This window comes from Arcobacter sp. ISO1 (assembly GCF_058105185.1).
Genome location: NZ_CM176573.1, coordinates 2,557,103 through 2,576,841, shown reverse-complemented (window position 1 = coordinate 2,576,841; position 19,739 = coordinate 2,557,103). Strand labels below are relative to the sequence as shown.

Genomic DNA, 19,739 nt, shown 5'->3' with positions numbered 1-19,739 from the left:
CACTAAAAATCAATAAAATAAATAGAAATACAAAGGGTTAAAAATATGTTAAAAGGGATTACCACCTTATTGATATTTCAATTTATAGGTGAGTGTATAAGTAAACTATTTTCACTACTTGTTCCTGGAGCTGTGATAGGAATGATTTTGTTGTTGGTATTTTTAATTATTAGAAAGAAAAGTTTTCATAGCTTGGATACAACTGTGTCATTTTTTCTTAAATACTTGCCACTTCTTTTTATTCCTGCTGCGATGGGGATTATTACGCAAGTTGACACTATATCAAAAGAGTTTCTTGCTATTAGTATCTCTTTGTTTATTGGAACTGTCTTATCTTTGGCTCTTAGTGCGAAGATTTTAGATTATTTTGCAAATAAAGAAAGTGTTAAAAATGAATTTTGAATCACTAATACAATATATACATACTACACCCTTGACTTGGTTGATAGTTACTCTTAGTTCTTTTAAACTTGGAATTATTATTTATAATAAGTTTAATAAAAATACACTTTTACAACCTATAATTGTAGCTTATATTATCATTCTTGCCCTTGTATATATTACAAATACTTCTTATGAAGAGTACTTCAAAGGTGTAGAAATCATTCACTTCTTTTTAGGTGCGGCTACTGTAGCTTTGGCACTGCCTTTATATAAAAATCTAGTCTATATCAAGTCTTTATTTTTTCCTATATTTATAACTTTATTTATTGGAAGTTTTTCTACTGTAATTATTACGATAACTATATTGTGGCTTTTTGATGCGAATATACTTACAATCTTATCTATGACTATCAAATCTATAACTGCACCGATTGCTATTATCACATCAAAAGAGATTGGAGCAATACCATCTTTGGCAATAGGTTTTGTAATTATCACAGGTATTATTGGAGCAGTATTTGGTACAACTGTTTTCAAAATGATTAAAGTCAAAAATGATACTTCTCAAGGCTTTGCACTTGGGTTAATTTCCCATGGAATAGGTACAGCAAAAGCTGTAGAGATATCAGAAAAAGCAGCTGCATTTTTCAGCACTTGCTATGGGATTAAATGGGATATTTACGGCTATTCTTTTACCGATTATTTTGAGTTTTTTCAAATAAGAAGAGAGAATATCTCTTCTTATTTACTTAAGTTTACTTCATTTAGATACTCTTTAAATGAAGATTTATTTAAATTATCAGTTTTATATGAAGTAATTAAATCACCAATAAAACCTACTAAATTATCAGCTGTCACTTTTACACCAGTTTTATGTGCAAATCTACTTCCTTCTACTCCACATACTTGTCCACCAAGAATTACATCATAACCTTCAACTCTATTGTTATTTTCATCTCTTACTTTTGTTCCTACAAAACCTATATCAGAGATTTGAGGGTGAGAACATGAATTTCCACATCCAGATATTGCAATAGTCACATTTTCTTTAAAATCAGGATGATTCTCTTCCAATTGTCTTACTACAACTTTTGAGAATTCTTTTGTTTCTGTGATACCAAATTTACAAAACTCATTACCTGTACATGATTGTAGCCTTGCTCTAAATGGCGTAGGAGAATAAGGGTATCCTAGTGCATCTATTTCATCTGCAACTGTTTTGGCATCTTGTGTTTTTACTCCATATAAGATAAAGTTTTGAGTTGGAGTAAGTGCTATACCTTTTGCACCATATTTTTTACATATATTACTTATACTTTGGAAATCTTCTCCTGCGATTCTTCCTGAGTTTGTTGCAAATCCTATAAATGATTCACCCTCTTGTTTTGCTTTATAAATACCAAAATGATTTCTATTTTCATGGGGTGTGATTTGTGGCTCTTCAAAACCATCTTGTAGTTTATAGCCAAGTCTAGTCTCTATCTCTTCTACAAACTTTTCTAAGCCCCAGTCATTTACCAAGTGTCTTACTCTTGCTTTGTTTCTGTTTTCTCTATTCCCATGGTCTCTGAAAATCTCAGCACATACTGCAGCTACATCTTTTACTTGTTCTTCTTTTACATATTTGTTTGTTCTATATGCTATTTGCTTAGATTTTGATAATCCGCCTGCGATTGTAAAATCAAATAATATATCGCCATCTTCTGTTTTAAATGCAGTAAATGCTACATCTTGAACTTCATGATTTGCAGTATGTCTTCCACACCCTGAGATTCCTAATTTATATTTTCTACCAAAATTAGAAAATCTATCATCATTTTTATCAAAGTATGAGTCAACTTCTTTTACTAAGTGTGATACATCATAAATCTCTTCTGGATCTATTCCTGCTATTGGTGAAGTCATAATTGGTCTTGGTCCATCACCTGATGCCATTCTTGATGTCAAACCTACCGAATCCAATAACTTAAATATCTCTGGTAAATCTTTTATCTCAATATAATGAAATTGAACATTTTGTCTAGTAGTAAAATCCACCAATCCTTTTGCATATTTTTGTCCGATTTTTGCTAATACTTCTAGTTGTTCTAAATTTATCTTTGCATCAACTATTTTGATTCTTTTCATAAAGTATTTTTTATCTTCTAAATTCTGTGAATTGATATGAGGATACATACCATACCATTTTAATAATCCAATATATTCCTCACTTAAAGGAATGCCTTCTTGTGCTTCTTTATATATATCGTCTATAACTCTTAATGGATTTCTAGATGCTTTTAATTTTTCTAATGGTGATAACTCTTTTTTATTATTCAAATTTTTTCCTTAGCTATTTAGTTTAATTCTATTTTATCAAAGTTTAGTGTTTATTTAGTGGCATTTTATTAATCTTATTGAATAGGCGAAACTAATAGTTTTTTGATATTATTATAATTTATCGTTTTAGCAATATCAGGAAAATGATAATCTATTTATTTCAAATAAGGGATATATATATGAATGATATAATTATTTATAATGAGGGTGAAATTGAAATTAATGTATCTGTAGATAAAGAAACAATTTGGCTTACTCAAAAACAAATATCGGAACTTTTTGAAGTTTCAATACCTAATATTAATATGCATATTAAAACAATATATAAAGATGAAGAACTTTTTGAAAATCGAACTATTCAGAAATACTTAATAGTTCAACAAGAGGGGAAAAGAAAAGTAAAAAGAGAAGTTGACCATTATAATCTAGATGTAGTTATATCTGTGGGATATAGAGTTAACTCAAAAAAAGCCACAAAGTTTAGACAATGGGCGAGTTCTATTTTGAAAGACTATATACTAAATGGCTATTCTATAAACTCAGAAAAAATAACATATAAGCGTTTCATGGAGTTAAAAAATGATGTATCTAGTTTAAAACTACAAGTGAAATCTATTTCAGAAGGTTTAGAAGATAAATCTATACAAGAAAAGCAAGGAATCTTTTATGACGGACAAATGTTTGATGATTATACTTTTGTATCTGATTTAATAAGAAGTGCAAAAAGTAAAATTATTTTGATAGATAATTATGTGGATGATAGTGTCTTAACTCTATTTTCAAAAAATCAAAATGTAGATGTAGTCATACATACAAAAAGCATATCAAAACAACTAAGCTTAGACCTTAAAAAATACAATTCACAATATAAAAAAATAGAGATAAAAAAGTTTGAAAATTCACATGATAGATTTTTGATAATTGATGATATAGAGCTTTACCATATAGGAGCTAGTTTGAAAGACTTGGGTAAAAAGTGGTTTGCTTTTTCAAAGATGGATTTAAAAAGTTTTGATGTTTTAGAAAGGTTGGAAAAATAAGGTTAGGTATGACTTCCTCTATTGAATTTCAAGGGCGTTAGAACGAGTAATGATGTATCACTTTTAGTGTATTGTAAACTTGATACTTTGGCTATGGTGAAGGTATTGGAGAAGTTGAAAATTGAAATTTTCAACTTACATTTTTAGGTAATGTTATTATAATCTTCTTTTACTATAGTGCAAATATTATATTATGCTTTATATGGAGAAAAAAATGAATAATAAGAAAATACCATTATCTGTATTAGATTTAATTCCAGTAGGTGAGGGCTTTACTATACCACAAGCTATTGAAAACAGCACAAAATTAGCCCAAGGGGTTGAAGAGTTTGGATTTACTCGTTATTGGGTGGCTGAACATCACAATTTCGCAGGAATTGCTAGTGCTGCTACTTCTGTAGTATTGAGTTATATTGGGGCAAAAACAAAAAAGATAAGAATAGGTTCAGGTGGAATCATGTTGCCAAATCACTCCCCTTTAGTTATTGCAGAGCAATTTGGTACTTTAGAGTCTTTATATCCAAATAGAATAGATTTAGGACTAGGTAGAGCACCTGGTACTGATAGACAGACAATGATGGCATTAAGACGAGATACCAATAATGACGATTTTCCTTCTATGCTTAAATACTTACAATACTATTTATCTGATGAAGCAGGGAAAAAAGGGATAAAAGCAATACCCGGATTCGGATTAGATATTCCTATTTGGTTGCTTGGTTCTAGTACCTTTAGTGCACAATTATCTGCGCAAAAAGGTTTACCTTTTGTTTTTGCTTCACACTTTGCACCTGATTTGATGGATGATGCCATAAGAATATATCACGAAAACTTTAAACCATCTGCTCAGCTAAAAGAGCCTTATGTAGTGGTTTGTATCAATATTGTATGTGCGAATACAAATGAAGAAGCTCAATATTTAGCCACAACAGAACTTCAAAAATTTCTTTATCTTCATAGAGGAGATAACAAACAATTATCAAAACCAACAGAAGATATGAATAGCTTATGGGAAGATTGGGAAGAACGAGGTATAAGACACAAAACAAGAGAATCTATTTGGGGAACACCTGATTATGTTAAAGAAAGACTTGAACGTCTTATTGAAAGAACAGATGCAAATGAAATCATGATAAACTCAATGATACATGACCCAGATAAAAGAATAAAATCCTATGAACTCATCTCAAAAGTTTGGTTTGACTAATCTATTTAAAGTTTATTTGAAACTTTTTTTATAGATATTTAAAACTGTATCTAAAAGTGCGGCTATTACTGGACCTAGGATAATACCCACAGGACCAAAGGTTATTATCCCTCCAAGTATTGATACAAGTATCACAAGGTCAGGTAGTTTTGCGTCATTTCCTACAATCCATGGTCTAAGAATATTATCTACTAATCCTACCACTACAAGTCCCCATATAGCAAGAGCAATTCCCCATCCAATACTGCCAGTTATCATCAAGTATATAACGGCTGGTACCCAAACTATAGGAGCTCCCAATCCAGGTACGGCAGAAAGAATAAAAACCACACTTCCCCAAAATACTGGTCCATTAAGTCCTATAAGCCAAAAACTCAAAGAAATTAATAAACCTTGAATAAAGCCAATTATTACAATACCTTTTAGGGATGCCTTAGTTACCATAAGCCCACGATTCATAAGTTCTTCATAATCTTTTTTTGAAAGAGGGACTAAAGAAGAGAAAGAATCGAGTAATTTTTGTCCATTTATCAAAAAATAAAACATAGCATAAAGCATAATAAACAAACTCATTAAAAAACCAGCGGTTCCTTTTGTAGCACTAGATAAACTTGATACTAGCCAACTACCTATTGCACTAGTTGCATCAGAGGCTTTTTTAAGAAGAGTTTCATTTATAGAACTAAACTTATCTTGTAATGGCAACCAACTAGGTAATTGTTCTTTCAATGAAATTTTTTCATCTAAAATCTCTTTTACTATAGGAGTTGTTTTTTCACTAAATTGTATTGCTTCATTTGTTACCATACCTGTAAGTATTGTCAATGGTAAACCTACAGCTAAAATTGATATCATTAGAACACTAAAGGCTGCTAGAACTGATTTGTTTTTTAGATATAAAAGAATTTTGATATAAAGAGGGTGCAATATACCTGCAAATATTGCCGCAAGTACAAGAGCTATCAGAAACTCTTTAATCATTCCAATAAAACCTATAAGAGCCGTAAACAATAATATTAATATAAAGGCTTGTTGAAATTTATCGTTTTTTTTGCCGTCCATTGCTAGGCTCCTTAGATATAACTGTTAAAATAGAAAAACTATATCTATTTTCTAATTAAATTCTATAATAAATAGATAATAAAAAATATTTTATTTTTACCCAATTATCTTTTTTTTCATAAGCTTATTCTACTTAGATAAAATATTTATTTAAATCTTGATTTAGCTGAATTTACCGCATCTCCAAGGGAATTCCAAGCACTATCAATACCTGATTTTAAATCTTCCCATGCCTCATCACTTGAATTTTGTAGTTCAGTTAGTTTTTCATTTGCACTTGCTTTCATAGATTTTAATTTATCTATTTGCTCATAGTATTCAATTTTTTTATCAGCTTTTTCACCTTCAGCTTGTGCTTTTAATTTATCTATCTCTGCACTCCATTCGTCTAGTTGTGCTTGTAGTTTTTTTTCATATTCTTTTTTCATACTCATAATTTTCTCCTTTAGGTTTATTTAGTGTTCACATAAAATGTCTTTAATCTTTTTATTTGACTATTCTCTTGAATAAAATAAATTTATAGATATAAGTTTAAAAGTATTACTATTAATATATAGTTTTATAGACTTATATTTCATAATAACCCTCCTTATTTGTCTAAACAATAACAAAAGCTATTGAAATGATTCTTAAATCCTATTAGTAAAATTGTTATAAAAGTAAGAGTAATAAAAAGTTTAAATCTCTATAAGTACCAAAATTTATATGTTTAAAACTAATTATAATATACTTCCATAAAAAAGGATTTAGATGGCAAAAGCGACAGCTAGACATATCTTATTAAACAACGAAAAACTAGCCAGAAAGCTAAAAAAAGAGATTATCAAAAATGAAATCACTTTTGAAAAAGCTGCTAAAAAATTCTCAAAATGCCCTTCAAAAAAAAGTGGTGGAAACTTAGGTACTTTTTCAAAAGGTGAGATGGTAAAAGAGTTTGACACTATAGTTTTTAAAGAGGATTTACACAGAGTTCATGGACCTATCAAAACAGAGTTTGGGTTTCACTTGATTGAGATTTTAGCTAGATACTAATCATAAAATATAGTATATTTTAGATAAGATACAAAAAAATTTAGGAGCATTTTATGGCAAAATTTATAAAACTAAAACTTGAAGAGACTTATCAAATCCCAGATGAATGGGAACTTGTTACAAATGAAGAAGGAATAACTAAAATAAAAGTATCAGAAAATGAATATTATGACTTTGGAACTATTCCTTATTGTTCACCTTCTTTAGAATCTGAAGAAGAGATGATGTTATTACCAGACGAATACCTTGAGTTTCAAAGTAAAGGTTTAGATTTGATTATGGCTGATGGTAATGTATCTGTAATTGAAGATGAAAATGAAATAAAAGAGATACTTGATTCTGATGATGAAGAGCTTTAATATTTAGAAAATAGATAAAGAAGAAAACATAAAATAGGAAAATCCTATTTTATCTCTTTTGAGTTTGTGCTTCTTTTCGTAGTTTTTTTAACTTTACCAACGTGCTTTTTGTTTTTTACTAGGAATTAGATATGGAAGTATTAATCCAAAAATAAGACCAGCTCCTGCAACAATACCACCATATGTGAACCAACGCATCAATAGTTCATTTTGTTCTTTATCTAGCTTCTCATTTAACTTTTCATTTTTTTGTTGAACTTGTTTTAGTTCTTTGCTCAAAGATGAATTTAACTTTTTTAATTCTTGCACTTGGTTGATATTAGTGGCTAACTCTTTTTCTAAAGTTATTTTATTTTTATCCATTTTTGAATATGAGATTTTTAGTTCTTCTAACTGTTTTTTTAATCCTGGTTGCTTCGAAATATATTTTGAGTCCATCCAAACCTTACGACCTTTTGAATCTATTATTTGAGTATATTCTGCATTTTCACTTGTACTTACTATTTTGATTTTTTCACCTGCATTTACTATTCCTACAATTTTATATTTTGTTCCTGGCCCTGAATGGGTATATGTAAATAATTCGTCTGAAACATAATAGTTCGCTGCAAATGCTGATGTGCTTAGACAGACAGTGGTAAATAGTATTGAAAATCTTTTTTTGATCATTTTTAACCTTTATAGTAAATAATTATTTTTAAATTTTACAATTATAACCTATAAAGTTATTAATATTCCTTAGTGATATTATTGGTATAATAATTTTATGAATATTAGATTTTGAAACAAACACAATGAATTCCCAAGACCTTATTGAAGTAGCTCCTAAAAGTTCTCAAAATGTACTTCTAAAAAAAGTGGTGGTAACTTAGGTACTTTTTCAAAAGGTTAGATGGTAAAAGAATTTGACACTATTGTATTCAAAGAGGATTTAAATAGAGTTCATTGACCCATCAAAACAGAATTTGGTTTTCATCTAATTGAGATTTTAGCTAGATATTAATCACAAAAGTTATTTGTGAATTTAATCTTAATTTTAGTACATTACTTTTTATTTAATTTTACATGAAGATAAATCACTAATAAGAAAGGAGTTTTATGACTCTATATAAAATCGATGATTATGGAATAAAAGAATGGCACCCAGTAAGTAAAATAGTATTGGGATTTGTGATTCTTTATACTTATATCTCAATAGCTTCTATCCCTTTATATTATGCAGAGATAGAATCAAACAATGCAAATATTTCATCATATAGAGATGCTTTTTGGTTATTACAAATGGCAGCTAGTACAATAGGTTTTGGAGATGTTTATCCTACTACTGAAATAGGAAGAGCAATTGTGGCTTTTTCATTTTATGTTGGTGTTGGAATAGCAGGTTTCATTGGTGCGACTATTGCTGGTTTTTTTACAGATTTTACAGATAAATCAGTTCAAAATAGAGAGTTAAGAAGACAAAATGAACAAATAATTGAATTATTAAAGAAGCAAGAAAAAAGCTTTGGCTATAAAGAAGTATAAAAAATATAAGGAATCAAAAATGAAAATTGGATTCATAGGATTAGGTATTATGGGAAAACCTATGGCAAAAAACCTATTAAAAGCAGGGCATGACCTAGTTGTTACAAATAGAAGTAAAAATTCTGTTGAGGAGTTAGTATCTGCTGGTGCTATTGGGGCAAATAGTGCTAAAGAAGTTGCTCAATCTTGTGATATGATTATTACTATGCTTCCAAACTCTCCACAAGTAAAAGAGGTGATTTTAGGTGAAGATGGTGTTATTGACGGGATAAAAGCTGGTAGTATAGTTATAGATATGAGCTCTATTGCTCCTTTATCTTCACAAGAGATTGCTCAAGAATTAGCAAAAAAAGATGTAGAGTTGTTAGATGCTCCTGTAAGTGGTGGTGAGCCTAAGGCTATTGAAGGAACTCTTTCTGTTATGGTTGGTGGCAAAAAAGAGGTCTTTGATAAGTGTTATGATATTTTAATGGCTGTGGCAAGTTCAGTAGTCTACACTGGTAAAGTTGGCGCTGGGAACACTACAAAACTAGCAAATCAAATTATTGTTGCACTTAATATTGCTGGTATGTGTGAAGCTTTGGTGTTAGCTACAAAAGCAGGAGTTGAACCTGAGTTAGTTTATGAGGCGATTAGGGGAGGGTTAGCTGGAAGTACTGTTTTAGATGCAAAAGCTCCTTTAGCAATGGATAGAAAATTTGATCCAGGATTCAAAATAAACTTACATATAAAAGATTTACAAAATGCACTTGATACAGCCCATGAAATTGGAGCTCCTGTTCATTTAACAGCAAGTGTTATGGAGATTATGCAAGCAATGAAAGCTGAAGGAGAAGACCATTTAGACCATGGTGCTTTAATTAGATATTATGAAAGATTAGCAAAAGTAGAAGTAAGAAGATAACTTCAATTTAACTAAAAATTAATTACATAGGATGATGATTATGAACAAAATAGTTCTAAAACCAAAAAAACAAAAAAAATTTAGTTTATATTGCCCATTTACAAATGAAAAATTATATAACGATGATAGTTCATTTGAAATATACGAAGGTGCTGGAAATTATCTTTTCTCTATATGTGAAGATTGTCTTTTTGTTGATGCAGGAAACAATGAAGAGATTGAAAACTATTGGAAAAATACTGCTATTGAAGCAATTGAAAAGTTTGTTGGAAATCATAAAGAAGATAATATTTTAGTTATTGAAGTTCAAGATGATGAAGATACTTATTGGTTTGGTTTTTTAAATGAAGAAAATATTGAATTAGAAGCAGAAGAGATAGAAAAAAGATTTATCAAATAGCTGAAACTGAACATAAAATAGGAAAATCCTATTTTATGACATTTAATTTTGTGTAGATCTTTCGTAGTTTTCTATAACTTCTAAGTTTTGAAGTTGAATTACTTTATGTAAATTTATTGCATCTATAATCCACCAGATAAATAATCCCAATAAAATAATATAACCTATAAGTATAAAAAGAGTAATAGCCCCAATTAAACCTAATACTGGATATAGCCACCATTTTGACATTCCAGCATATAATCTATGAATACCTAACCAACCAAGAAACCACCAAAATAAATAAGCAAGCAGAACACTTTTTTGTTGTGTTTTTGCTTTCTCTAATCCAAAGTCTGTTGCCACTTTTTTTATCCTTTATTTTTCAATAAATCAAATTATTAATTATGGAAATTATATCGAATAATTTATTATTATTTCTTTTGAGTCAAATAATCAGTAGTAATCAAATCTTAATTATGTTAGAATTTAAATTCCAAAAAGAAATACTTCTCAAGGGATTATTAATATGGAATATCAAATCTCCAACAATTTTATTACTGCATGTGTAAACGACCATGGTGCTGAACTTTTCAGTTTAAAAAGAAATGGTGTAGACCTTGAATATATGTGGCAAGCTGATGAAAGTTATTGGGGCAGACACTCTCCTATTTTATTTCCAATAGTTGGAAAACTTTTGGATGATGAGTATGTTTATAAAGGCAAAACTTACAATATGAGCCAACATGGTTTTGCAAGAGATTGTAAGTTTGAACTTTTTGAAGGCAAGAAAAATTATCTATGTTTTAAACTCAAATCCAACGAACAAACCCTTGAAAAATATCCCTTTGAATTTGAACTTTTTATCTCCTATGTACTTCTTGAAAACAAATTAAAAATCATTTACAAAGTTGTTAATTTATCAGAAAATACAATGCCTTTTTCTATTGGGGCACATCCAGCTTTTAATTGGCCTTTAGATGATGAAAGAAGAAGTGAATGTTATTTTAGATTTGATGAAACCAATGAACTTGAAAGACTACCTTTAACAAAAGATGGTATCTCATCAAGGAAAGAGTATATTGAGCTTTTTGATGAAAGATTATATTTAAACAAAAAAATATTCAAACATGATGCTTTAGTTATAGAAAATTTAAAAAATAAATCAGTTATTTATAAAAATTGCATAAACGACAAGTTTGTTCAACTTGATTTTGAAGGTTTTGAATACCTAGGATTATGGTCAAAACCATGTGGTGCGCCATTTATTTGTATTGAGCCTTGGCATGGAATTGCAGACTTTACAGATCATAATAAAAATATTGAAGAAAAAAAAGGTATAAAATTTTTAGAAAAAAATGAATTCTTTGAAAGTTTTTACACAATTGAAATTTAAAAACTAATCTATAAACCCCATTATAAGGCTTTTTTTAGCTGTTATTTGATATTTTATTAAATAATTTTAATTTATGGATTTTTTATGATTGTAAACATTACTTTACCCGACAATACTTCTTACGATATTACAATAGATACTTTAAAGAATATGACCTTTGATAGAAAAGTTGTAGTAGTAACCAACCCAACTATTAGTGCCTTGCATTTAGATTATTTAACTTCTAAAATCGATGCAAAAGAGCTTTCTATTGTTACAATTCCTGATGGGGAAGAGTACAAAAGAATGAACACACTAGAAACTATACTTGAACACTGTTTTGAACAAAAACTAAATAGAAGCTCACTATTAATTGCATTTGGTGGTGGAGTTATTGGTGATATGACAGGTTTTGCTGCTTCGATTTACCAAAGAGGAATTGATTTTATTCAAATTCCAACTACTTTACTTTCACAAGTTGATGCAAGTGTTGGTGGTAAAACTGGGATAAATAACAAATATGGAAAAAATTTACTTGGTGCCTTTTATCAACCAATTGCTGTAAATATTGACCCACATTTTTTAACAACTTTACCAAAAAGAGAGTTTGGTGCAGGGGTTGCAGAGATAGTTAAGATGGCAGTAACTTTTAACAGTGACTTTTTTAAATGGCTTGAAGAAAATGATTTAAATGATAAAGAAAATATCAAAGTTGCCATTGCAAAATCAGTTGAGACAAAAGCTTGGGTTGTTTCTCAAGATGAAAAAGAAAGAGGATTAAGGGCAGCTTTAAATTATGGACACACCTTTGGTCATGTAATTGAAAATGAAACAAATTATGATACTTATTTACATGGTGAAGCTGTGGGGATTGGTATGTGTATGGCAAATGCACTTGCAGTTAAAATTGGATATATGTCACAAGAAGATTCAAATAGAGTTACAGCATTGCTTGAAAAATATGATATTCCAACAACATACAATATCAAAGATGTAGAAGATTTTTATGAACATTTTTTCTTAGATAAAAAATCTTTAGATAATAAAATCAAATTTATAGTTCCAAAAGGAATCGGTGATTGTGAAATTACTGCAAAAATATCAAAAGATGATGTAATAGATATTCTAAAAGGGTTTAACTCGTGAAAATTTTAAAAACTCTTTTTATCTCTTCATTATTTGCTATTAGTTTATATTCTCAAGAAAATGAAAATATCATTGAGAAAGCAGGGAATTTAGTTAATAGTGTAGTTAATGATGCAAAAGAGATTGTAGTAAATAATCTTGATGATATTAAAAAAATCGAAGAAGAAAAAAAGCTACAAGAAGAAGCCGAACGAATCAAAAAAGAGGAAGAGGAAAAGAGATTATTAAAAGAGGTTAAAATCAATGATATACAAAAAAGAATTGCCTTAATTGATGAAAAATTAAAAGATAATATCTTACTAAAAAGATACAACAACTATGATGCATATAGAAAAATCTCTGAAGAATTAATTCAGTTAAAAAAGAGTTTAACTAGTTTAGATGATAGAAGTGCAGATCAGATTTATCACCTGAAAAATAAAATTAGAATTAAAAAAAATGAATTAGAGCTTATCTCAGAATACAAGGGTTCTCCAATTGGTTCTTTAATTGACCCTCCTGAAATCGATAATTATGAAGTTATTTCAAATCCATTTGGGATATTAAATGCCTTATCTTATATCAAAAAATTAGAAAACAACAAAAAAGACTTTTTATCTGTTGAAACTAGGGTTAAAGAGCTTACAAACCTTTTAGAGGAAAAGGTTTTTGCATATTTAGACTTATATAATATTGATCCAAAACCAGAATATAAAGAAGAGTTAGAGTTTTTAGAAAAAGAGAAAAAAGACTTTAATATGGTTTTAGAAATTGTATCAACAACTGAAGAGGTTTATACAAGAAAGATAGAACAAGTTATTTTAGAAACAAAAGGTCAAATTTCAGAACAAATTGAAAAAATATTTAATCTTGGACTGATAATAGTAATTTTATTTTTTACTGCTTTTTTAATCAAACTTGCACTAAAAAAATATTTTTCTCAAAATGAAAACTATTATATGACAAACAAAATTATTAACTTCACAGTTGTCTTTTTTGTTTTGATGGTTCTACTTTTTTCTTATATCGATAATGTTTCATATATCGTTACAATTCTTGGATTTGCATCTGCTGGTATTGCTATTGCCTTAAAAGACTGGTTTATGTCTATTTTTGGATGGCTTGTTATTGTAACTTCTGGTTCAATTTCAGTAGGTGATAGAATCAAAGTAACAAGAGATGGGCAACAAGTTGTAGGTGATGTACTTGATATTTCATTATTTAAGATGACTATTAGAGAAGATATTACTTATACTTCATATAGAGTAAATAGAAGAACAGGAAGAATTTTCTTTATACCAAATAACTATATTTTTTCTGAGATGATTGCAAACTATACACACTCAGGATTAAGAACCGTTTGGGACGGAATTGATATTGCTATTACTTTTGATTCAAATCATAAAAAAGCACAAAATATTGTAAAAAATATCTTAAAACACTATTCAAAAGGTTATACAGACATAACAAGAAAACAGCTTTCAAAAATGAGAAGTAAATATCAGTTAAGAGCAACAGGGGTAGAACCTAGGGTTTACACCTTTGCAGAACCATACGGTATAGTTATTTCAGGATGGTATTTAACAAACTCATATTCTGCATTAGTTTTAAGAAGTACAATGTCTCCTGAGATTATTGAAGCATTTTTAAAAGAAGATGATATAACAATTGCATACCCAACTCAAACAGTAAATACTTCAGGTGGTAATCAAAATTTTAGAGTTCCACCTGCTGACTTTCCAGAGGCACCATAAATGAATTTTTCAACAGAAATAAAAACAAACAAACAAAAGGTTTTTTTTAAAACCTTCGGATGTAGAACAAATGTATTTGATACTCAAGTTATGATGAGTAATCTAAAAGATTTTGAAGTAACACAAGATGAAAAAGAAGCTGATATAGTTGTAATTAACTCTTGTACTGTAACAAATAGTGCAGATAGTACTGCCCGTGGTTATATCAACTCATTAAACAAATCTAACAAAGCCCCAAGGGTTGTTTTTACAGGATGTGGAGTTTGGACAAAAGGTGAAGGACTTTTTAAAGAAAACAAAGTTGATTCACTTTTTGGACACTCTGAAAAAGAAAAAATCAATGACTTATTGAAAAATGAAGAAAGATTTTTTGATGCCGGTGATTTAGAACATATTGATGATACTATTGTTGAAGAGTTTATTGGAAAAAGTAGGGCATTTATTAAAATCCAAGAGGGATGTGATTTTAGATGTTCATATTGTATTATTCCTTATGTAAGAGGTGATGCAAGAAGTTATAAAGAGGATAAAATACTTGAACAAATTGAAAAATTAGCTTCAAATGGTTTTGGTGAATTTATCTTAACAGGAACAAATGTAGGAAGTTATGGTAAAAAACAACACACATCATTAGCCAAACTTCTTAAAAAAATGTCACAAATTAAGGGTGTTAGAAGAATTAGAATGGGAAGTATTGAACCTATTCAAATAGATGATGAATTTAAAGAAATTATTAATGAGCCATTTATGGCAAAACATCTTCACATAGCACTTCAACATACTTCAAAAGAGATGTTAAAAATCATGAATAGAAGAAATAAAGTTTTATCTGACTTAGAACTTTTTGAGTTTTTAAGGGATAATGGCTATGCCTTAGGAACTGATTTTATTGTTGGACATCCAGGGGAAACAGACAAGTTATGGAAAGAAGCAGTTGAAAATCTCCATAGATTTCCTTTAACCCATGTTCATGCCTTTACTTACTCAAAAAGAGATGGAACTCCTAGTGCAACTATGAAAGATATTGTAAGGGGAGATATTGCAAAAGAGCGATACAATGAATTAGTATCTATAATTGATGAAAAAAACTATCAGTTTAGAAAGAATAATAAAGCCACTTTAGAAGTTTTAATTGAATCACAAAAAAATGGTAAATATGTAGGCTTAGATCAACATTTCAATCAAATAGAAGTAGAATCATCTGCTGATTTAGTAGGGGATTGGATTTTTATTGATGACTATGAAGCAAGGCAGGATAAAAATGTCGCAGAATTTAGATAAAAACAAACTTGATAAAAATATAAAACTAATGGGAATTTCAGCCGTAGTTTTATTGGTACTTTTTTTATATACACTTTATAAAAGTAGTGAACATATCCAACAAAGTTCTTACTACTTTGGAATAATCTTTTTGCTATTTCTTTTGGCCTTTGCAATATTTGCAAGACTAAAACAAGATAAAATTCAAAAATTTTTAAATAAAACAAAAACAAATAACAATACTTTTTCAACACAACTTGAAACTGCCCAAGAATCAAAAGAGGAGTTTAGCTCAACTATAAGTGCAGTTAGTTCAAATACAACGTTCAAGGATGTAGCTGGAATTTCTGAGGTTAAAGGTGAGCTTGAAGAGATTGTTGATTTTTTAAATAATCCAAGTAAATATATGCAATTTGGAGTAAAGTTACCAAAGGGTGTTTTATTGGTTGGACCTCCAGGTGTTGGTAAAACACTTATAGCAAGAGCAGTTGCAGGGGAAGCTGATGTTCCATTTTTTTATCAAAGTGGTGCTTCTTTTGTACAAATTTATGTTGGGATGGGTGCAAAAAAGGTAAGAGAACTTTTCATGAAAGCAAAAGCTTCTGCTCCTGCAATTATATTTATTGATGAGATTGATGCTATTGGTAAACAAAGAGGTGGTAAATCAAATGATGAAAGGGAATCTACATTAAATGAACTTCTAACTCAAATGGATGGTTTTGATGGAGAGTCTGGAGTTATTGTAATTGCTGCAACAAATAAAATAGAAGTATTAGATGAAGCTCTTTTAAGAGCAGGTAGATTTGATAGACGAGTTTTTATTAACCTACCAAATAAAAACGATAGAAAAAAGATTTTAGAGCTATATTTAAAAAATAAACACTATGAATTTGATTTAGAAAAACTTGCTATAGATACTGCTGGATTTAATTCTGCTGCACTTTCAACACTTATAAATGAAGCCCTTTTAAATATGATAAAAAGAGATTCAAAAAACTTAGAATTAGAAGATATTGAAATTGCAAAAAGAAAAATTGAGTTTGGTAAAAAAGAGACTCTACTTTTAGATGAAAAACAAAAAGAGATTTTAGCTATTTATCAAGCTAGTAAAGCCTTTGTTTCTAAATCAAAAATTGCATTATTTGAAGAGGGGATTTCTAAAATTGACTCAGTTTATCCTTCTTATAATGAACTACTAGAAAACATAAAAAGATATCTTGCTGGAACAATTGGTGTTGAAGTTATAAAAAAACAAAGATATGCAATTAATGATGAAGATATTAAAAGTGCTTACTCTTTAGCTGATTCAATCGTTACAAACCATAAAATGGCAAAAGATGCAAATGCTTTAATAGAAAAAGTTAGCAATGAACTAAGAACAAATCTATCTGAAAATATTCAAGAGATAAATAGATTGAAAGAGATTATTCTTAAAAACGAGGTTATAACTCAAGATGACCTTTAAGTATTTTAGTGGTTTTTCTTTAGAAAAAGAAAGTGAACTTTTTAAAGAATATATAAATGAAAATGATTTTACAGTTTGTGGTTTTTCTTATGGAGCTATAAAAGCTTTTGAGGAAGTTTATAACAATAATATAAGAGTTGATACCTTACAACTTTTTTCACCTGCATTTTTTCAAACAGAAGATAAAAGGTTCAAAAGAACACAGCTAATGTTTTTTAAAAAAGATGAAAATGCCTATTGTGATAATTTTTTAGAAAATATCTCTTTCCCTTCAAACTTTAATATGAAACAATTTTTTAAAAAAGGTTCATATGAAGAGTTAGAAGAGCTTTTAAACTATGAATGGGATGACACAAAACTCTATGAACTTATAAATAGAGGTGTTAAAATAGAAGTTTATTTAGGTGAAGAGGATAAAATATTTGATTCTTTAAAAGCTTGTGAATTTTTTAGAAATTATGCAACAGTTTATTTTATAAAAAATGTTGGACATATATTAAAAGAAAAGGAATAATATTGATAGCAAAAATTGGAATTATAACAGCAAGTGATAGAGCAAGTAGAGGAGAATATGAAGATATCTCTGGACAAGCAATAATTGACACTATGAATGATTATTTAACATCTCCTTGGGAAAGTGTATACAGATGTATTGAAGATGATCAAAAAACAATTGAAGATACTATGAAAGACTTAGTTGATAATGAAGGGTGTTGTTTAGTTGTAACAACAGGTGGAACTGGACCTGCTGCAAGGGATGTTACTCCTGAAGCTACAGAAGCTGTATGTGATAGAATGATGCCAGGTTTTGGAGAGCTTATGAGAGCAGAATCTCTTAAGTTTGTACCAACTGCAATTCTATCAAGACAAACAGCAGGACTTAGAGGAAGTTCTTTAATTGTAAACCTTCCTGGAAAACCAAAATCAATAAGAGAATGTCTTGATGCAGTTTTCCCTGCAATACCTTATTGTATTGATTTAATGGAAGGACCATTTTTAGAATGTAATGAAGAGGTTATAAAACCTTTTAGACCAAAGAAAAAATAATTAATACGAAGTGTACAAAGCATGTACATTTCGTGTAAAAAGAATGTAAAAATTAATAAAAAATAGAATATTTTGTTAATTTTTTAAGATTTACTAAAAAAAAATATTTATTTTATCTTTTTTGGTTTATAGTTATATATATACTATAAAAAGAGGTTAAAATGAAAGGTATTTTTTTCGCATTAGTGATGGCTGTTGCAACTTTTTTAATTGCAGGTTTTGCTTTTAACACACAACATGCAACACTATTTGGAATAATTGTATTCCTTGTGGCTTTATGGACAAATGAAGCCTTACCATTAGGAGTTGTATCTTTACTCCCTATAATACTATTTCCAAGTTTAGATATTATTAGTACGAATGCAACTGTAGCAAACTACTCAAAATCTACTATATTTTTATTTTTAGGTGGGTTTATGTTAGCTATTGCAACTCAAAAAACTGAACTTCATAAGTTTATTTCAAATAAACTTTTAACACTTTTCCCAAATACACCAAGGGGTGTTTTATTTTCATTGTCAATTACAAGTGCTTTTCTAAGTTCACTTATTTCAAATACTACAACTGCTCTTTTATTAATACCAATTGCAATGTTCTTAACTGAGGATATAAAGTTAAAAATGAGATTAGTTTTAGCTATTGCCTATGGAGCAAGTATAGGGGGAATAGTTACACCAATTGGAACGCCACCAAACTTAATATTATTAGGGTTTATGGAGCAACATTCAATTGAGGCAATTCCATTTATTAAATGGATGATTCTAACTGGACCTTTAGCATTAGCGATGCTAGTTGTTGTACCTTTTGTGTTATCTTTAGGTGTTCAAGATTTATCTTTTGAAAAAGAGTTGTCAGATAATCAAAAGTTGACAGGTGAGCAAAAAAGATTAATGTATATTTTGGGCTCTTTAGTTGTTTTACTTTTAGTAAATTCAAAAATTGAACCATACTATTCGGGATTAGGTTTAAATGAAAAAGGAATTCTTCTTGGATATGGACTTTTAATGTTTATACCAAAAATTGGTTTTTTAACATGGGAAGACTCAAAGAAAATTCCATATGAAATCATTTTCCTTTTTGGTGCAGGATTTTCAATTGCAGCAGCATTTTCTCAAACGGGACTTGCTTCCCAAATCGCAAATTATCTGTTAGGTATAACTGATTTGCCAGCAATATTATTGATTTTGATAGTTGCTTCTTTGATTACATTTACAACTGAGATTACTTCAAATACAGCTTTGATCTCAATTGCTTTACCAATAATCTATTCTTTAAATGAGGTGGCAAATGTTGATATTACACTTATTTTAATGGTTGCAACAATTTGTGCTTCATATGCATTTATGCTTCCAATTGCTACACCACCAAATGCAATTGCAATGAGTAGTGGTGCAGTAAAAGTAAAAGATATGTCAAGATACGGAATCCTATTTAACATCGTAGGAATTATATTTGTTACAATAACTGCTCTTGTTTATTGGCAGTATGCTCTGTAATAAATTT

At 29.2% G+C, this 19,739-nt stretch carries 21 protein-coding genes and 1 pseudogene; 17 read left to right on the top strand and 5 right to left on the bottom strand.

The window, feature by feature from the left end:
- The first annotated feature begins 45 nt into the window (after nucleotides 1-45).
- A complete protein-coding gene (locus AC2TY9_RS12735) occupies nucleotides 46-402 on the top strand; it encodes a CidA/LrgA family protein (RefSeq protein ID WP_489777888.1) in 357 nt (118 codons plus the stop codon).
- Nucleotides 392-979: pseudogene (locus tag AC2TY9_RS12730) on the top strand (LrgB family protein); the annotation flags it as partial. The gene AC2TY9_RS12735 and the pseudogene AC2TY9_RS12730, both read left to right, overlap by 11 nt.
- Before the next feature lie 146 nt (nucleotides 980-1,125).
- Here the strand turns inward: AC2TY9_RS12730 and AC2TY9_RS12725 are convergent.
- The gene (locus tag AC2TY9_RS12725; RefSeq protein WP_489777887.1) at nucleotides 1,126-2,703 is read right to left on the bottom strand and encodes a nitrite/sulfite reductase; all 1,578 of its coding nucleotides are present in this window, start codon (nucleotides 2,701-2,703) and stop codon (nucleotides 1,126-1,128) included.
- 179 nt (nucleotides 2,704-2,882) lie between these two features.
- Between AC2TY9_RS12725 and AC2TY9_RS12720 the strand changes: the two genes are divergently transcribed.
- Together AC2TY9_RS12720 and AC2TY9_RS12715 are read left to right on the top strand one after the other, a co-directional pair.
- Nucleotides 2,883-3,743, top strand: a complete 861-nt coding sequence (locus AC2TY9_RS12720) for a virulence RhuM family protein (protein ID WP_489777886.1) — start codon at nucleotides 2,883-2,885, stop codon at nucleotides 3,741-3,743.
- A 214-nt stretch (nucleotides 3,744-3,957) separates the two neighbouring features.
- Nucleotides 3,958-4,950: an LLM class flavin-dependent oxidoreductase gene (locus AC2TY9_RS12715; protein ID WP_489777885.1), complete on the top strand. Its 993-nt coding sequence runs from the start codon at nucleotides 3,958-3,960 to the stop codon at nucleotides 4,948-4,950.
- Nucleotides 4,951-4,962: 12 nt separating this feature from the next.
- Here the strand turns inward: AC2TY9_RS12715 and AC2TY9_RS12710 are convergent, their stop codons facing one another.
- On the bottom strand, nucleotides 4,963-6,012 hold the full coding sequence (locus tag AC2TY9_RS12710) for an AI-2E family transporter (protein WP_489777884.1): 1,050 nt from the start codon (nucleotides 6,010-6,012) through the stop codon (nucleotides 4,963-4,965).
- A gap of 146 nt (nucleotides 6,013-6,158) precedes the next feature.
- Complete coding sequence (locus AC2TY9_RS12705) at nucleotides 6,159-6,446, bottom strand: sll1863 family stress response protein (RefSeq protein WP_489777883.1); 288 nt, start codon at nucleotides 6,444-6,446, stop codon at nucleotides 6,159-6,161.
- Nucleotides 6,447-6,762: 316 nt separating this feature from the next.
- Between AC2TY9_RS12705 and AC2TY9_RS12700 the strand changes: the two genes are divergently transcribed.
- Together AC2TY9_RS12700 and AC2TY9_RS12695 are read left to right on the top strand one after the other, a co-directional pair.
- Complete coding sequence (locus AC2TY9_RS12700) at nucleotides 6,763-7,044, top strand: peptidylprolyl isomerase (protein WP_489777882.1); 282 nt, start codon at nucleotides 6,763-6,765, stop codon at nucleotides 7,042-7,044.
- 53 nt (nucleotides 7,045-7,097) lie between these two features.
- Nucleotides 7,098-7,403 carry a hypothetical protein gene (locus AC2TY9_RS12695; RefSeq protein WP_489777881.1) on the top strand — a complete coding sequence of 102 codons (306 nt, stop codon included), beginning with the start codon at nucleotides 7,098-7,100 and terminating at the stop codon, nucleotides 7,401-7,403.
- Nucleotides 7,404-7,496: 93 nt separating this feature from the next.
- On the opposite strand, the gene AC2TY9_RS12690 is transcribed toward AC2TY9_RS12695, so the two are convergent.
- On the bottom strand, nucleotides 7,497-8,072 hold the full coding sequence (locus AC2TY9_RS12690; RefSeq protein WP_489777880.1) for a TIGR04211 family SH3 domain-containing protein: 576 nt from the start codon (nucleotides 8,070-8,072) through the stop codon (nucleotides 7,497-7,499).
- 429 nt (nucleotides 8,073-8,501) lie between these two features.
- Between AC2TY9_RS12690 and AC2TY9_RS12685 the strand changes: the two genes are divergently transcribed.
- Genes AC2TY9_RS12685 through AC2TY9_RS12675 form a run of 3 tightly spaced genes read left to right on the top strand, consistent with a single transcriptional unit; the run spans nucleotide 8,502 to nucleotide 10,231 of the window.
- The gene (locus AC2TY9_RS12685; protein ID WP_489777879.1) at nucleotides 8,502-8,927 is read left to right on the top strand and encodes an ion channel; all 426 of its coding nucleotides are present in this window, start codon (nucleotides 8,502-8,504) and stop codon (nucleotides 8,925-8,927) included.
- Nucleotides 8,928-8,946: 19 nt separating this feature from the next.
- Nucleotides 8,947-9,831 carry a 2-hydroxy-3-oxopropionate reductase gene (gene garR, locus AC2TY9_RS12680; protein ID WP_489777878.1) on the top strand — a complete coding sequence of 295 codons (885 nt, stop codon included), beginning with the start codon at nucleotides 8,947-8,949 and terminating at the stop codon, nucleotides 9,829-9,831.
- Between the two features lie 40 nt (nucleotides 9,832-9,871).
- Nucleotides 9,872-10,231 carry a hypothetical protein gene (locus tag AC2TY9_RS12675; protein ID WP_489777877.1) on the top strand — a complete coding sequence of 120 codons (360 nt, stop codon included), beginning with the start codon at nucleotides 9,872-9,874 and terminating at the stop codon, nucleotides 10,229-10,231.
- A gap of 42 nt (nucleotides 10,232-10,273) precedes the next feature.
- On the opposite strand, the gene AC2TY9_RS12670 is transcribed toward AC2TY9_RS12675, so the two are convergent.
- Nucleotides 10,274-10,576, bottom strand: coding sequence for a TM2 domain-containing protein (locus tag AC2TY9_RS12670; RefSeq protein WP_489777876.1), 303 nt, complete (start codon nucleotides 10,574-10,576; stop codon nucleotides 10,274-10,276).
- A 163-nt stretch (nucleotides 10,577-10,739) separates the two neighbouring features.
- On the opposite strand from AC2TY9_RS12670, the gene AC2TY9_RS12665 reads away from it, so the two are divergent.
- The 8 genes from AC2TY9_RS12665 to AC2TY9_RS12630 all read left to right on the top strand — a co-directional run bounded on the left by AC2TY9_RS12665 (nucleotide 10,740) and on the right by AC2TY9_RS12630 (nucleotide 19,732).
- Nucleotides 10,740-11,606 (top strand): aldose 1-epimerase family protein, encoded by an 867-nt coding sequence (locus AC2TY9_RS12665; RefSeq protein WP_489777875.1) that lies wholly within the window; start codon nucleotides 10,740-10,742, stop codon nucleotides 11,604-11,606.
- 84 nt (nucleotides 11,607-11,690) lie between these two features.
- The gene (gene aroB, locus AC2TY9_RS12660; RefSeq protein WP_489777874.1) at nucleotides 11,691-12,731 is read left to right on the top strand and encodes a 3-dehydroquinate synthase; all 1,041 of its coding nucleotides are present in this window, start codon (nucleotides 11,691-11,693) and stop codon (nucleotides 12,729-12,731) included.
- A complete protein-coding gene (locus tag AC2TY9_RS12655) occupies nucleotides 12,728-14,464 on the top strand; it encodes a mechanosensitive ion channel family protein (protein WP_489777873.1) in 1,737 nt (578 codons plus the stop codon). Before aroB ends, AC2TY9_RS12655 begins: the two co-directional genes overlap by 4 nt.
- A complete protein-coding gene (gene mtaB, locus AC2TY9_RS12650) occupies nucleotides 14,465-15,745 on the top strand; it encodes a tRNA (N(6)-L-threonylcarbamoyladenosine(37)-C(2))-methylthiotransferase MtaB (RefSeq protein WP_489777872.1) in 1,281 nt (426 codons plus the stop codon). It begins immediately after the preceding gene.
- On the top strand, nucleotides 15,726-17,189 hold the full coding sequence (locus AC2TY9_RS12645) for an AAA family ATPase (protein WP_489777871.1): 1,464 nt from the start codon (nucleotides 15,726-15,728) through the stop codon (nucleotides 17,187-17,189). The genes mtaB and AC2TY9_RS12645 overlap by 20 nt, the downstream gene beginning before the upstream one ends.
- Nucleotides 17,179-17,703, top strand: coding sequence for a pimelyl-ACP methyl ester esterase BioV (gene bioV / locus AC2TY9_RS12640; RefSeq protein ID WP_489777870.1), 525 nt, complete (start codon nucleotides 17,179-17,181; stop codon nucleotides 17,701-17,703). Before AC2TY9_RS12645 ends, bioV begins: the two co-directional genes overlap by 11 nt.
- A 2-nt stretch (nucleotides 17,704-17,705) precedes the next feature.
- Complete coding sequence (gene mog / locus AC2TY9_RS12635; RefSeq protein WP_489777869.1) at nucleotides 17,706-18,236, top strand: molybdopterin adenylyltransferase; 531 nt, start codon at nucleotides 17,706-17,708, stop codon at nucleotides 18,234-18,236.
- Nucleotides 18,237-18,397: 161 nt separating this feature from the next.
- Nucleotides 18,398-19,732 carry an SLC13 family permease gene (locus AC2TY9_RS12630; RefSeq protein WP_489777868.1) on the top strand — a complete coding sequence of 445 codons (1,335 nt, stop codon included), beginning with the start codon at nucleotides 18,398-18,400 and terminating at the stop codon, nucleotides 19,730-19,732.
- Nucleotides 19,733-19,739 lie beyond the last annotated feature (7 nt).